Below are 13649 nucleotides of genomic sequence, written 5' to 3' on the forward strand. Positions count from 1 at the left end.
TCAAAAGGCGTTTTAAGTATATAAATAAACTTTCTGTAAAATATATATATAAACCATATAGGATGCATTAAAACTGTAATTCAGTTCTCGGTTTAGTGAATCATTCCTTTCTAGGTCGGTTAAACCTCTAAAGTAGAATTATTGAAAAATAGATAAGAATAATGAAAAATTTAAAAGATTTACTAGATGAAAAAAATATTTCTTTCTCAAAAGAAATATATAATGAATTACAAAATGATGAAGCTACTATTAAGCTACCCAAAAACTTGCTTAAAGACATAAAGAAGGACTTTAAGCATGAAGACCTAAATAGCATACATAAAGACAGAGAAACTGCTTTAGAGCTAATCTATATGATGTTATCTAACTTTACATTCACGTGGGTAAGAGAAGCAAAATACAATGATAATTATGTTGATAATCGGTACATACAACTTAACAGCAGAATTTTAAAAAAACATGTTGGTAGTGGGAATGAAGAAACGAGATACAAGTTGATTTTAAAACTACTTATAGATAAAAGATATATTGAAAAAGGATTGGGTCCAAAAAGAGGTGTTAAGTCCACATCATATAAAATTAATAATAAATATTATAATGTGAATATTGAAAAACACATTTTAAACTCAGAATATGCCAAGAAACGCCATGAAATTAATATCCGAGAAAAATTAATATCCTCTCTTTATAGTACAATAGCCTTAAATGAACTTGAAAATCTATCTAGAATCGAATTACCCTGCATAAAAGAAGTTATGAAGCATCTAAAGTGCTATTCCAAATTGAAATGGACAAATAAAAAAGGGAAGCAATTGAAAGTACTGGGCAAGAAGAAACGTTTAAATCAATTCATTTATGTGGAAGATTATTTAAAATTATATGAGCTTCTAAAAAACAATTTCAACAACCCAAAAATTTTGAGTGAAAACGCAGGTTACAGAATAGCAACTAAGTTTAATATGATGCCATCTCTTATAAGAGAATTGTTTAAAGTGAAGACAAACAGTGGTAAACTAGTTGGATTAGACTTTTCTTGTTTTCATCCAAATTTGGCAATCCGTAAATTTCAAGGTGCTAATAATCAGATAGTAACGCATGAAGAAGTTGCAGAATTTCTCAAAACAAAAAAGAAATATTCAAAAAATACTGATATAGAGTTAAGACAAATAGCAAAAAAAGAACATTTATCTTTTTTCAATAAGGAGGTGAAGCACATGAAAAACAGTAGAATATATTCTTATTACGCAGAAAAATATCCTGATTTACTCAGTAAGGTAGAAAAAGATAAAATAGAAAAGGGTTATAAAAACACTTCTAGAATGTTGTTCACAGTAGAAACCAAAATAATGACAGAAATTATTAAAAAATGTCAAGCGAGAGGGATAACAACTATATATGTTTATGACGAACTGTTAGTTGAAGAATCACATGTCGATGAAGTAAAAAAAATAATGGAAAATGTCTGTAATGAACAAAAACTGAATGTCGAAATCAAATAAAAAGTACAAATTGATGTCCATTTTCTGACCTTATCACACCGGAAGGGTTGAGCGATTTTATTGCTAAGATAAAGGGTTTCATTTTTAAGTCAAGTAGCTATTATTCATTCGATTCTAGAATTTCCAGTTCTGGTTGGAGTAAATTTTGGTAACCTCTATTTCTTATTTTATTCACAACATCTTCAACTGATGAGTATATTCTTATAAAATTTAGAAAAAAGTCTATTTCACTCTGAGATAGGTATAAGCCCTCTTTAGCTCCACTTTTAAACTCATTTCAAAACAATGGATATTCTTAAATAAACAGTTTTTCAGAGATTTCGTTGACTTCAACACTTATGATTACTCCATATTTTATTAAATTAAATTTTAAATCATTTATGGACGATACGTCAGTAAATAATAGTAAAACTTTTTAATTTTCAGTTTTATATACTTAGGAAAAACAAATATATCCTCTAAAGTTTGAGGAGACAATATTTTTAAATTTTAATGAAATTCCTCTAAATCTACCTCTGATGTGCAATGAATTTTTAACTCGAAAAATTGTTTAGGTATTTTTTAATTTTCAAAGTAGGCATCCGTAGAACTAAATTTTAATTAAAAACGATTTTTATTTAACATAGTCATTCTGTTTTTAATGGTTTGACAAGTAGCTTTTTAATGTTTGAAATTCCCGAAACTGCATCTCTATCTACAAGTATTTTTAAAATCTGGCTATCTCTAATATAAGTTATCTCTTCTGTTATAACCTTACAATAGCTTTCGTCACCTTTATAAAACTCATTTACCAGTTTTTTTATACTTTTGTTTGTATTCGATTTCGTTGGTTTCATTATCTCATTCTTTTCAATAAGGTTTTTAACAGTCTTTATTGTAACTTCTCTTTCCTGACTTTTAATTTTTCCAAGAATATCAATTAAGAAAACCTCGTAATCTCCTAAGTTATAGTAATCTATTCCATTTGAATATAAAAGTATTAAAAAGTAGAGAGCCTTGTCTTTTGGGTACAATTCTACTTCTTGGTCAATATCCGGTATAAACACTTTATAACTAAGATTTCTATATTCTATGATTAGTTTAATCTTTTTTTCTTCACGTCTTTTTTTTCTTAACTCATAAAGAAAAGCACTCAAAGACGTAAGTTCTTTATCACCAAGTCTATCTAAAATATCTTCACTAATTTCCAGACCCTCAAATTTATAAATAGGAGTAGGTATAAATATCTCCAAAGGTTCAAAAGAGTTTAATTGTTTAATAAATAAATTTTTAAGGAAGTCATTTCTTTTTGTATCATCAAGATTTAGTATATCATTGATATGAACAAATTTAGCATTTAATCCATTTTCAAAAGCTTCAATCCAAAACAATCCACCTTCTTTTGTATTTTCAATGCCAAAATAATGTTCAATCGACTCTGAGAATAATTGTCTTAAATTATTCTTGTATGGTATGCTTTCGCACAAGTCTTCAAATTGATTCTTTTCTTCTCTTGTTAGGTTAAGTTTTGAAGATGCAGATTTGAAATATTTTTCTCTATCGTTTTCATTCTCCATGTCATCGATTGAAATTAATAACACCTCAGCCTCTTTTGCCAGATTTTCACAATAAGAAAGAATTGGCTTAGAAGCCTTAGCATTTTCTTCAATACTTGGTTTTAATGTATACGTTATGTTTTGTAGATATAATAAAAAACGATAATCAGGGTCTGACTTTAAGACTGGATAATATTTTGATAAAATTGTCTTCTTAGGCATGCTTTTTTTAATCATAAACTTACAACAAAAGAAGAAAAATAAAAAAATGAGGTAGAGTTTTTTATTTTTAAAAGAATAGTTAAGCTTATAGGCGATGATTTTTAATATTGATGTTAGCAAATTTAATTCCTGATATAATTAAGCTCCTCAAGATTTGAACAAGAAGAACATATCACTCATAAATTGAAAAATTAAAGGCATTATTTTATTAAACATTTAATCTTCATGTTTTTGTTAACTAAAATAAGACTATCAAGTAACCATTGTCTAGTACCATCAGTTTTTTCAACCGCTGGACTATATTTTGTATTCAATTTATCCTTTCTACCCCAGAATTTATAGCCATTAACATTTTAGAATGCTAGACCTTATTCTCTGTGGTAATTACCATTGGGTAATCTCCAATATTTAGTACCTTTTTTATCAATTGTAAATTCACTTTTCATAATGTGTTGTTTTTAGATTAATATTTGATGCAAATTTAATTGGATAGGAGGTGGGTTTTGGATTTCTGCAATATTGCAGTGATGATTTTAGCAGATGAAAAAGGAATAAATCGATATGGGTAGGTTAATTCGAGAAGTATCCTATCTACTTATTTAAATTCACCTAAAAAATAAGTCCTTCTAAATTTTTAAACTTACAAGGACTTAATTTTGATATGATTTATTTTAATAATCTGTCTAGTTTTATAGTCCTCATTTCATATTTATGTTCTTGTTCAGTATAATTTATACCATTTAGAAACCAAGCTCTTTAACAATCCTTATTTTCAACTGATGCACCATCTTCTCAATGCCATTGACCATTTGGAAGTTTCCATACTTTAGTACCGAACTTACCAATACTTAATTTAGACTTTATAATAATTGCTTTAATTTTAAATACCTCTTCCTTTTTTTATATTCTTGTTCAGTATAATTTATACCTTCTAACCACCATTCTTTATCACCATATAATAATTCCCTTGCAGGACCATCTTATCTATGTAGTAAACCATTTATGTACCATTCTTTATGACCATTCCAAATTTCCTCTGCAAGACCATCTTCTCTATGCATTTTACCCTTCACCCACCAAGGTTTTCTAATAGAGTCTTCAACTGCTGGACCATCTTCTCTATGGTATTTACCATTAGGAAGTTTCCAATATTTATCACCATATTCATCAAGAATTATTTTACTTTTCATTTAACAATTCTTTAAGTTTTATACTTCTTATTTCAAATTTGTGTTCTTGTTCAGTATATTCTATACCATTTAGAAACCAATATTTAGTACCATTTCTCAATTCAGCTGCTGCACCATCTTCTCTATGCTTTTTACCATTTAGATACCAAATTTTAGTTCCATTACAATATTCAACTGCTGGTCCATCTTCTCTATGGTACTCACCATTTATATACCAATATTTATCACCATTTTTCTCTTCAATAGCTGGTCCATCTTCTCTATGTAGCCTTTCATTTACATACCATTCTTTCCCCCCATCTTTACCTTTTATAAATTCACTTTCATACCATTCTGGAAAACAGTATTCATTAATAATCATTTTACTACACATTTAACAATTTTTTAAGTTTTTTAGACCTCATTTTATGTTTATGCCTTTGTTCAGTATATTGAATATCATTTACCCACCATTCTTTATATCCAGCTTCAGGATATTCTGTTGCTGGACCATCTTCTCTGTGCCTTTCACCATTTACCCACCATTCTTTATGTCCATCAGCGTCTATTATAGCTGGACCATCTTCTCTATGTCTTTGTCCATTAATATACCAATGTTTACGTCCATCAGCGGCTATTACAGCTGGACCATCTTCTCTATGTCTTTGTCCTTTAATATACCAATGTTTACCACCAGAATCCAATTCAGCGGCTGGACCATCTTCTCTATGGAACATAGAGGTGTTTGGTAGCATCCAAAATTTATTACCATTTTCATCAATTACTATTCTACTTTTCATAATTTGTTTTTAAGATTAATATTTGATGCAAATTTAATTGGATAGGGGGTGGGTTTTGGATTTCTGCAATATTGCAGTGATGATTTTAGCAGATGAAAAAAGTAATAAATCGATATAGGAAGGTTAATTCGAGAAGTATCTTATCTACTTATTCAAATTCACCTAAAAAATAAGTCCCTCTAAATTTTTAAACTTAGAAGGACTTAATTTTGATATAATTTATTTATAAAATCAATACTTTTAATGCTGCTACTGCGAGGATTATAAAAATACTGATACCAGTTTTACACTTACATTTTAACGCCATTATGGCTAGGATTATACAAAAAAACTGATACCAGCTTCTACACTTACATTTTAACGCCATTATGGCTAGGATTATACAAAAAAAACTGATACCAGCTTCTACACTTACACTTTAACGCCATTATGGCTAGGATTATACAAAAAAACCGATACCAGCTTCTACACTTACATTTTAACGCCATTATGGCTAGGATTAAAAAAACTGGTACCACCATTGACACTTACTTTTCGTATACCAATTGATTTTAATTTTTAGACCTCATTTTATGTTTATACTCTTGTTCAGTATATTTAATATCATTCACCCACCATTCTTTACGTCCATCATTCCATTCAACTGCTGGGCCATCTTCTCTATGTTTTTTTCCATTTATCCACCAAGACTTATAACCTCCCTTATCTTCAAATGCTGGGCCATCTTCTCTATGGAATTGTCCTTTATAATTTTTCCACTTTATATCTCCATTGTCATTTTACTTTTCATGTAATATTTTTTTAAGTTTTTTACCTCTCATTTGATATTTATGTTGTTGTTCAGTGTATTCTATACCATTTAGATACCACCATTTAACACCATTAGTACCTTCATAGGCTGGACCATCTTCCCTATGTCTCTTACCATTTATCCACCAAGTTTTATCACCATTCTTACATTCAATTGCTGGACCATCTTCTCTATGACATTTACCATTTATCCACCATTCTTTATCACCATTAGGATATTCAGCCGCTGGCCCATCTTCTCTATGTAATTCACCATTATAAAGTTCCCAAAATTTAGTACCATCTTTATAAAAAGTTAATATGCTTTTCATAATAATTGCTTTAATTTTCTACTCCTCATTTCTAATTTATAATCTTGTTCAGTATATTCTACATCATTTATATACCATTGTTTAAAACCATTCCAATGTTCAATGGCTGGACCATCTTCTCTATGTCTTTTACCATTTATCCACCAATCGTTTGACATACTATTAGTTTCCGCTGGACCATCTTCTCTATGTCTTAAATCATTTAACCACCATTCTTTAACATTACCATTCCAAGTTTCAACTGCTGGTCCATCTTCTCTATGTCTCACTCCATTTATATGCCATAATTTAGTGCCTTCGTGATTTAATTCCATTATACTAGTCATTTTTTTGTTTTTCATCCTAATAATTTTTTTAATTTTATATTCCTCATTTCTAATTTATATTCTTGTTCAGAATATCGAGTACCATTTAGATACCACAATTTAGTATCATTAGGATATTCAACTGCTGGGCCATTTTCTCTATGGTACTTACCATTTATAAGCCAAAATTTAGCAGCACCTTCACACCACTCCATTGCTGGACCATCTTCTCTATGTTTTTTACCATTGGGAAGAGTCCATTTTTTATTACCTTCTTCATCAATAGTTAATTTACTTTCCATACTAATAATTTTTTTAGTTTTCTAGACCTCATTTCAAATTTATATTCTTGTTCAGTATATTCAGTATCTTTTAAATACCAAGACTTAGAACCATCAGAATATTCTGCTGCTGGACCATCTTCTCTATGTAATTTATCATTAATCATCCAAACTTTAGAATTACTATTTTCAATGGCTGGACCATCTTCTCTATGTCTTTTACCATTTATCCACCAAGACTTATAACCTTGCTTATCTTCAAATGCTGGACCATCTTCTCTATGGAATTGTCCTTTATAATTTTCCACTTTATATCTCCATTATTATTTATACTCATTTTACTTTTCATTGTAATAATTCTTTTAGTTTTCTATCCCTCATTTTAAATTTGTGTTCTTGTTCAGTATATTCTTTACCATTTAGATACCACCATTTAACACCATTAAAATTTTCAATAGCTGGACCATCTTCCCTATGTCTTACATCATTTATAAACCAATATTTATCACCATTAGCATATTCAACTGCTGGTCCATCTTCTCTATGGAACATAGAGGTGTTTGGTAGCATCCAAAATTTATTACCATCATTATCAGTTACTATACTACTTTTCATAATTTGTTGTTTTTAAGATTAATATTTATTGTAAATTTAATTAGATAGGAGGTGGGTTTCGGATTTCTGCAATATTGCAGTGATTGTTTTAGCAGACAATTTATCGTTACAAATCAATTACTGTTCGGTTACCATGCCATCCATTTTTTTTTCTAAGTTTAGAATCAATATATCTCGCTGGTATTTCTTCAAAACCCATTTCTTTTTTCAATTCTCTTAGGGCTTTTCTACATTTTTGATAATCGTAATTCATTTCATTATAATTCCATTTGAGCTTCATCTCCATTAATTCTTCAGAAGATACATAATCGACTTTTTGACGTTTGAGTTTAAGGATTTTGTTTTTCATTTGTTTTTTGTAAACTTGTTTCGTTGCCATATTTTTTTTGTGCAAATCTATTATCATTGCTAGTGTTATTTTGATTTCTGCAATATTGCAGTGATTTAATCATCGTATTAATTCGAAACCAGTTGTTAACAAATAAGCTATTGAGTATTTATATATCTCTTCTTCTAAGACTCATCTTACCTAGAGACCAGAAGTAATAATTTCTAGTTAAACGTTCTGGGATTAAATTATCTTTGCCAATCATATCTACATATTTTAATGTTGTAGACTGTTATATAGATTAGTTTATTAAAAGTTTATTTAAAATGAAAAAAGTTGAAATTTTTATTTCATATCATTGAATACAGAGACAATAAAATTTAGCTTAATGAATGTATTTCACATTAATACAATTGTATCTAAGCCAATTATTTTATTGGGTATATTACTCGTTTTAGTGGTTTCAGGGTGTCAAAAAAAAGAACCAATCGGCACTGATACAGAGCCTAAATTCATTGAGTTAAAGAATAAGGTTAAAAGTAAAAAGGAGGAAATTTTACTTTTAATAGAGGAAATAAATTACTGAGCAAGATATTGTTTGTTTGCTGCACAACAAATGCGATATGATAAGCCTCATAATATTTGTACTGGATTCGATATTCTTCGAGACAAGGCAGAAGCTTATTCTAAAATTTCTTTAGATTCAAAAAATGTTGATGAAGCTTATGAGTATTTTAAATCTTCAGAAAATTTCTTATATAAAGCAGCAGAATTGAGCGATGATTGTAATTATAAAGAATATGACACACAGTCTATCCTATAATAAATTAGTATTGTTTTAAAATAAACCTGGATTTGATAAAGTGGAGAAAATATATTGTAGAAAATTATGTCAAAAATTTTGAGCTTAAAGTAAGTGGTAATCCTTATGACCATGAGTTTATCATTGACTTTAGTTTTAATAAGGAGGAACAAGAATATTTGGACTCTTTGTTTAATCTCAACGAATTTTTAAAGTCCAACAATCCGCTGATTGACCTGATGGATGAAGACCAAATTAAATTGGTTTCTCACCTCATTAATTTTAGTGCTATTAAAGTCGATGTCAATCAAGTAAAACAACAACAAACACTATTCACCTGTATTGTTGATTATTACCTTAGCCTACCAATAAGTGAATTAAGCAGAAATTATTTTGATTTTCAGAATGAAATTCAGCATCTATTCAAAAATGGGTACTACGTAAAGGATTCAGATATCAAATTCATGAGCCAATTTAAAGCCCGTAAAGACTCAAGACAGTTACAGTATATAATGTTTGCTTCTTTTACATTAAAGCTAGGAGAAGCTTTTAAAATAGCTATTATGATGAGTAATATCAGGCTCATTACATGCTTAACTACCATTAAGACAGGAAAACATATAGGATTTTTTAAAAATGCTGAGAGGCAAATTATAGAATTCACAAGAAATAGCAGTGCACATCAGAATGAGGTAATTAATTATATAACTAAAGAAAATAAAAAAGAATTTGAAAATGTCAAGTTGGAGCTTTTGGAGATGAGAAGGAATGTTTCTGAAGTGATTGAGGATTCCGACATCAAAGAAGTTATAAACAGAGTGATTTATACTAAATAAGAAATTTCTATAAAGGATTATCTTATTGGGCTATTATCGATAAATTCTATCCTCGATATTTAAAGTTTTTCCAAGACTTTGATGAGTCATGTGTGTTTCTAAAGAGCATTGAACTTTCGTAAAAGACCGAACGGCCTATTTGCTTTATACAGGGTTGTGAGCTGGCTTACTTTTACCTCCAGGGTCTTAACTTAATTGCCGTAGCCAACAAGCTACTCAAGCAATGTTTTGCTATCGCAAAATCTGGTAGACCTTATGATAAAAGTTACGTTTCTGTGTTGCCTAAATAAATAGCGAAAAATCAATTAAAAAAGCTCAAAGAATCAGTTATATGAATCTATGAACCTAGAATCCTAGTGTTTCAAATTAAAGTAGAAAAGAGTTGTTTTTTACCTCAGTTTTTTGTTATGCAATGGCTTTCTTACTCAATTTCTTATTAAATAATTCTGTATGTTTCGTCTCATCATCAATTAACTCTGCTAATTTCTCTATAGCATCTGATGAAAAATATACTTTTTTACGATTAGAAACTTGGTCCATTGTTTCAGTCCAAATATATTTACTTTTTGATGGTGTAACTGTACCTTCTGGTGGATTGACGACCTTAAAGTTAGAATTACTAACCCAACCTAAATGATGTATTGCTACTTTCAGTTGAACATTACTAAACTTAAATTTTGACTTCTTTTTGACTTCTTGTTCAAGACTATTTAAAATTATATGTTCCCTGTCAGTTTGGAATTCTCCAACAATCTTATAAATTGGTTTTCCTTCGTCTGTTGTTATTTTTCCAATTTCTCCTGCTGAAATAGCATTCAAAATTATATTAAATACTCCATTTTGAGTTTCGTCAATTTCAATATCACTTCCTGAAAGGATTTTATCTTTACTATTAAATCCATATACCTTATGCTGTGTAGGATTTATAATCAAAATTTCTCTTGGATTTATATCAACCATTTCGGGAAGAAGCTTTGACCAAATCTCCATAAATTCTTTACTTTTTTCATTGGCTTTTATTTGTAAAAACCTATTGAAATCAGTTGTTGATTTGTTTGCGTGTTCATTTTTACTTGAAGCACGATAATATATCGAACCTTTGGTAATTTTATATTCAGGAAAATCGTTTACTGGAATTAGAACCTGACTACTTTTCTCAATGATTAAATAATAGAATTTTTTTGTTCCGATTTGAAATATCTGTAAATCTATAGAAATACCGATTTTTACTATCTTTTCAAACTTTTGGGTTATGTCATTAAGGTCAATTTGATTTAGTAAATCAAGATTATCTATATCTAAACCTGTTTCTGTGTGAGCTCCTGATGCAGAGTCTTCATTTATTCCTAAAAGCAATATCCCGCCATCTGAATTTGAAAAAGACAATATATCTTTTGTGAAATTTAGCAGGAAATTTTCTAAAGGCGTTTTTGTTTTTGCAATATTAAGTTTCAGCTTATAATCAATTCCATTATTTTCTTTTGGAAAACGACCGTTGTCTTTTAAATCCGAAATAATTAGTTCCGTTTTTTCTTTTAATTGCTGTAAGTTCATTTATTTACTGATGTTTGTTTAGCTTGTGCCTAGCGTCTCGGCTATGGTTAGTAGGGTATTAAAAGTAAATAAACTTTAGATTAAGTACTTAGCCATAACTTTTTATTTTGTTTTATCTTTTCATTTATAAAGCTAAATCAAAAGATTTGGCGGACTTAGTTAATAATCACTAAACTTTGGATTAAACACTAAACCCGTATTAATTATATCCTTTGTTGGCAAATCGTATTTATTCCCATATTATTCTATTGTCCTCTATTTTCTCCGTTATTCGATAACCTTTGTAATCTACGAGATTTATACTTTCAGGATTAGTTTTTTGTCCTTTTTCATAATGACAATCCGTGACTTCAAATTCAATAACTTTGGTTAATTCAAATTCGTGTCTTAAAATGTCTTTTCTAACAGCAACATTACTTGTCGAAAATTTATTTCCTACACTTGGATAAATAATACATTCAAAATCAAAAGACGTTCCTTTTTGAGGATTGTCTAAAATATTTTCTGAAAACATTGCACTTATTAAATATTCATAGTGATGCTTAATAGGTTTTGAATACTCGTAACCTAATACGTGGAAATACGGTTCCATATGGTCAGTCAAAACTTTATCATGAGTTTTTTTATATTCATTGAAAGCTCTAATTGCATTTGTAGAGTTTTCGTTTACTCCAAAACCTTCTTCGCTATGAGAAATTGGATAACTGTTATATTTTCTTTCGACAGTCGGTTTCCAAACTCCAACTGTTACTTTATCTCCGATTTGTGGCTTACTTTCATTCAGAGCTGTATCAATCGTTTCAGCTCCATAAAACACATTCGTTCTTGGCGTGTTCGCTCGGTTATATTTGTTAATTTTTCTAACGATATGCATAGGTGGATATGATAGAAGACCTTTTTTGGTCAAAGATTGTTTATTACCAATCAATTGTTCGTTTATTACGACACGATAAAGTTGGTAAATAGTCAACTTGTTCGCTAAAACAGGAAAATAATTAAAAGCATAGAAGATATAATTCTCGAAATTTTTAAAGTCCTTTTGCGTGAAACTTTCAAATCCCAAGTCTTGTAAAGATTTATAAAGAATTCCGTAAAAGAGAACCAAACCTTGCATTATTTCCCTTTCGGCATTGCTAATTGGCATTCCGACTGCAAGCTTTTTAGAAATCTTTTGCTCGATAGTTTCGTGTTCTCCTTTCAACCATTTTTTAGTATCTGGGATTTTTGGTAAATCTCTAAATTCGGTTTGCCACTTCGGTTTTTTCATATGTTTGCTAAATTTCGTGTATATGGGCAGTGCGGATGAAAAATGGCTGTTGCCATTCGGTTGAGCCATTTTCTCTGTGTAATTTACTATCTAACCACCATTATTCAACTCAACTGCTGGACCATTAACTCTATTTAATTTACCATTCTTCCACCATTCCTTTTCACCATCAAGATATACAATAGCTGGATCATCTTCTCTATGGTAAACTTCGTTTGGTAATATCTAAAATTTATTTTCTTGTTTATTTTTAACCATTCTGCTTTTTATCACATCTATTTTTTCAATTTTAAAGAGGATATGACTGCTGGAAAGGCAATGAATTCCTAAAAGTTTAATGCAGATGACAAAACTTCATTTCGTTACCATAAACAGGAAGTTCATAAAATTGAAGAACCATGGGTAAAAATAAAGAAATAGTAGAAGAGGCGAAAGAAGCAACCTATCAGCTAGATAAAAAATTTGGACAAAATTCTAAAGTTCAAATTTTCATTAATATGAGGGGTCAGTTAGATTTTTTATGCTTGAAAGAAACCGAAGATTTGCCACCTAGTTATACCATATTACAAACAATTGAGTCATGGGGGCTTGAAGAACATCAAGAAAAAGAACTATTTGAAATTTTGAAAGAGTTAGGGATTAAGCTTCCATTAGATTTTTTTGAATAAATTTAATTCAGTACTCCAAAAGGTGGGGGAGGAGGCTGTAAATTAAATTCTTTGTATGTCTGAGAAGATGAAACCTTTTAATCAACAGAATGTAATATGAGCTGTCAATAATAATATATTCAATTAAAGATGCATTTTATAGAATTTTAATCACGAACCTCAGATTCAATTTTTTATTGACTCGAAATTAAAAATCTTGGCAAAAAGTCATTTTTTCAATATCAAGAGAGAGGTGAAAGAGAAAAACAGAGGTGTATTAAATGTACTTCGATGTATTTACGTATTTTTGTAATGATTGAATTTTTAGAAGAAAAATAGGTTTTACATGGGTTTTATTCACAAACTATTCACAAAAAAAAAGAGAGCTACAGAATATATATCTGTAACTCTCTCATTTTCAAGTCGGGGTGGCAGGATTCGAACCTGCGACCTCCTGCTCCCAAAGCAGGCGCGATGACCGGGCTACGCTACACCCCGAGTGTAGACTTTATTGGAATTTAGATGGATTTCACTTCATCTAAAATATATCAGCGGAGAGACAGGGACTCGAACCCTGGCGACACATGCGCGTCGACAGATTAGCAATCTGCTCCATTACCACTCTGGCACCTCTCCAATGTTTATAAGAACTTGCTCTTTTTGCGGTT

General features: G+C 29.9%; 16 protein-coding genes, 2 tRNA genes and 1 pseudogene. 5 read left to right on the forward strand and 14 right to left on the reverse strand.

What is annotated here, in order from left to right; all coding sequences use genetic code 11:
* Positions 1-161 precede the first annotated feature (161 nt).
* Positions 162-1499 (forward strand): hypothetical protein, encoded by a 1338-nt coding sequence (locus tag P700755_RS10950; protein WP_015024734.1) that lies wholly within the window; start codon positions 162-164, stop codon positions 1497-1499.
* Between the two features lie 626 nt (positions 1500-2125).
* Here P700755_RS10950 and P700755_RS10955 read toward each other — a convergent pair.
* The 10 genes from P700755_RS10955 to P700755_RS11000 form a co-directional block, all read right to left on the reverse strand.
* Positions 2126-3256, reverse strand: a complete 1131-nt coding sequence (locus P700755_RS10955) for a hypothetical protein (RefSeq protein ID WP_157609280.1) — start codon at positions 3254-3256, stop codon at positions 2126-2128.
* A 980-nt stretch (positions 3257-4236) separates the two neighbouring features.
* Entirely contained in the window at positions 4237-4446 is a 210-nt protein-coding gene (locus tag P700755_RS20765; protein ID WP_015024736.1) for a hypothetical protein, read from the reverse strand.
* Positions 4436-4819, reverse strand: a complete 384-nt coding sequence (locus P700755_RS10965) for a hypothetical protein (RefSeq protein ID WP_245535934.1) — start codon at positions 4817-4819, stop codon at positions 4436-4438. The genes P700755_RS20765 and P700755_RS10965 overlap by 11 nt, the downstream gene beginning before the upstream one ends.
* A complete protein-coding gene (locus tag P700755_RS18775) occupies positions 4812-5225 on the reverse strand; it encodes a hypothetical protein (RefSeq protein WP_015024738.1) in 414 nt (137 codons plus the stop codon). The genes P700755_RS10965 and P700755_RS18775 overlap by 8 nt, the downstream gene beginning before the upstream one ends.
* A gap of 779 nt (positions 5226-6004) precedes the next feature.
* On the reverse strand, positions 6005-6346 hold the full coding sequence (locus P700755_RS10975) for a hypothetical protein (RefSeq protein ID WP_015024739.1): 342 nt from the start codon (positions 6344-6346) through the stop codon (positions 6005-6007).
* A complete protein-coding gene (locus P700755_RS10980) occupies positions 6343-6672 on the reverse strand; it encodes a hypothetical protein (protein WP_211206081.1) in 330 nt (109 codons plus the stop codon). Before P700755_RS10980 ends, P700755_RS10975 begins: the two co-directional genes overlap by 4 nt.
* Positions 6673-6683: 11 nt before the next feature.
* Complete coding sequence (locus P700755_RS10985) at positions 6684-6953, reverse strand: hypothetical protein (protein WP_015024741.1); 270 nt, start codon at positions 6951-6953, stop codon at positions 6684-6686.
* Positions 6938-7240: a hypothetical protein gene (locus P700755_RS10990; protein ID WP_015024742.1), complete on the reverse strand. Its 303-nt coding sequence runs from the start codon at positions 7238-7240 to the stop codon at positions 6938-6940. The genes P700755_RS10985 and P700755_RS10990 overlap by 16 nt, the downstream gene beginning before the upstream one ends.
* Before the next feature lie 37 nt (positions 7241-7277).
* Complete coding sequence (locus tag P700755_RS10995; RefSeq protein WP_015024743.1) at positions 7278-7547, reverse strand: hypothetical protein; 270 nt, start codon at positions 7545-7547, stop codon at positions 7278-7280.
* A gap of 106 nt (positions 7548-7653) precedes the next feature.
* Positions 7654-7926 (reverse strand): hypothetical protein, encoded by a 273-nt coding sequence (locus tag P700755_RS11000; RefSeq protein WP_157609281.1) that lies wholly within the window; start codon positions 7924-7926, stop codon positions 7654-7656.
* 565 nt (positions 7927-8491) lie between these two features.
* Here P700755_RS11000 and P700755_RS11010 point away from each other — a divergent pair.
* From P700755_RS11010 to P700755_RS21315, 3 genes and pseudogenes are all read left to right on the forward strand, one after another.
* The gene (locus P700755_RS11010; protein ID WP_157609282.1) at positions 8492-8698 is read left to right on the forward strand and encodes a hypothetical protein; all 207 of its coding nucleotides are present in this window, start codon (positions 8492-8494) and stop codon (positions 8696-8698) included.
* A 32-nt stretch (positions 8699-8730) separates the two neighbouring features.
* Complete coding sequence (locus P700755_RS11015) at positions 8731-9513, forward strand: DUF7829 domain-containing protein (RefSeq protein ID WP_015024747.1); 783 nt, start codon at positions 8731-8733, stop codon at positions 9511-9513.
* Between the two features lie 185 nt (positions 9514-9698).
* Positions 9699-9803, forward strand: a pseudogene (locus P700755_RS21315) (IS110 family transposase); the annotation flags it as partial.
* Positions 9804-9918: 115 nt separating this feature from the next.
* On the opposite strand, the gene P700755_RS11020 reads toward P700755_RS21315, so the two are convergent.
* Entirely contained in the window at positions 9919-11067 is a 1149-nt protein-coding gene (locus P700755_RS11020) for an ATP-binding protein (protein WP_015024748.1), read from the reverse strand.
* 229 nt (positions 11068-11296) lie between these two features.
* Positions 11297-12334, reverse strand: coding sequence for an RES domain-containing protein (locus tag P700755_RS11025; protein WP_041758325.1), 1038 nt, complete (start codon positions 12332-12334; stop codon positions 11297-11299).
* Between the two features lie 398 nt (positions 12335-12732).
* On the opposite strand from P700755_RS11025, the gene P700755_RS11030 reads away from it, so the two are divergent.
* A complete protein-coding gene (locus tag P700755_RS11030; RefSeq protein WP_015024750.1) occupies positions 12733-13002 on the forward strand; it encodes a hypothetical protein in 270 nt (89 codons plus the stop codon).
* Positions 13003-13404: 402 nt separating this feature from the next.
* Here the strand turns inward: P700755_RS11030 and P700755_RS11035 are convergent.
* Both P700755_RS11035 and P700755_RS11040 read right to left on the reverse strand, forming a co-directional pair.
* Positions 13405-13479: transfer RNA gene (locus tag P700755_RS11035), tRNA-Pro, on the reverse strand.
* Between the two features lie 54 nt (positions 13480-13533).
* A tRNA-Ser gene (locus P700755_RS11040) sits at positions 13534-13617 on the reverse strand.
* Positions 13618-13649: the final 32 nt, after the last annotated feature.

Origin of the sequence: Psychroflexus torquis ATCC 700755, from assembly GCF_000153485.2 — a bacterium.
Taxonomy (GTDB): Bacteria; Bacteroidota; Bacteroidia; order Flavobacteriales; family Flavobacteriaceae; genus Psychroflexus; species Psychroflexus torquis.

Coding starts and splice junctions, on each gene's coding strand:
- P700755_RS10980 (WP_211206081.1), bottom strand. CDS start 6,672: ATGACTAGTATAATGGAATTAAATCACGAAGGCACTAAATTATGGCAT.
- P700755_RS10975 (WP_015024739.1), bottom strand. CDS start 6,346: ATGAAAAGCATATTAACTTTTTATAAAGATGGTACTAAATTTTGGGAA.
- P700755_RS10985 (WP_015024741.1), bottom strand. CDS start 6,953: ATGGAAAGTAAATTAACTATTGATGAAGAAGGTAATAAAAAATGGACT.
- P700755_RS10955 (WP_157609280.1), bottom strand. CDS start 3,256: ATGCCTAAGAAGACAATTTTATCAAAATATTATCCAGTCTTAAAGTCA.
- P700755_RS10995 (WP_015024743.1), bottom strand. CDS start 7,547: ATGAAAAGTAGTATAGTAACTGATAATGATGGTAATAAATTTTGGATG.
- P700755_RS11025 (WP_041758325.1), bottom strand. CDS start 12,334: ATGAAAAAACCGAAGTGGCAAACCGAATTTAGAGATTTACCAAAAATC.
- P700755_RS11010 (WP_157609282.1), top strand. CDS start 8,492: ATGCGATATGATAAGCCTCATAATATTTGTACTGGATTCGATATTCTT.
- P700755_RS11000 (WP_157609281.1), bottom strand. CDS start 7,926: ATGGCAACGAAACAAGTTTACAAAAAACAAATGAAAAACAAAATCCTT.
- P700755_RS11020 (WP_015024748.1), bottom strand. CDS start 11,067: ATGAACTTACAGCAATTAAAAGAAAAAACGGAACTAATTATTTCGGAT.
- P700755_RS20765 (WP_015024736.1), bottom strand. CDS start 4,446: ATGAAAAGTAAAATAATTCTTGATGAATATGGTGATAAATATTGGAAA.
- P700755_RS10950 (WP_015024734.1), top strand. CDS start 162: ATGAAAAATTTAAAAGATTTACTAGATGAAAAAAATATTTCTTTCTCA.
- P700755_RS18775 (WP_015024738.1), bottom strand. CDS start 5,225: ATGAAAAGTAGAATAGTAATTGATGAAAATGGTAATAAATTTTGGATG.
- P700755_RS11030 (WP_015024750.1), top strand. CDS start 12,733: ATGGGTAAAAATAAAGAAATAGTAGAAGAGGCGAAAGAAGCAACCTAT.
- P700755_RS10965 (WP_245535934.1), bottom strand. CDS start 4,819: ATGTGTAGTAAAATGATTATTAATGAATACTGTTTTCCAGAATGGTAT.